1 pseudogene is annotated in these 206 nt (G+C 82.5%); it reads left to right on the top strand.

The features are described from left to right. A pseudogene (locus QWJ41_RS21920) lies at positions 1-206 on the top strand (bifunctional diaminohydroxyphosphoribosylaminopyrimidine deaminase/5-amino-6-(5-phosphoribosylamino)uracil reductase RibD); the annotation flags it as partial.

Below are 206 nucleotides of genomic sequence, written 5' to 3'. Positions count from 1 at the left end.
CGGCAGCACCCTGGCCGAGGGCCACCACCGCGGCGTCGGCACCCCGCACGCCGAGGTCGACGCCCTGGCCCGCGCCGGGGCCGAGGCCCGCGGCGCGACGGCCGTGGTCACCCGCGAGCCCAGCGACCACACCGGCCGCACCGGCCCCAGCTCGCAGGCCCTCGTCGCCGCCGGCGTACGCCGCGTGGTGCTGGCCCAGCGCGACC

Source organism: Nocardioides cremeus (genome assembly GCF_030518195.1).
Classification (GTDB): domain Bacteria; phylum Actinomycetota; class Actinomycetes; order Propionibacteriales; family Nocardioidaceae; genus Nocardioides; species Nocardioides cremeus.
Note: the sequence above shows the minus strand (reverse complement) of the source record. Positions and strands in the feature narration are given on the sequence as shown.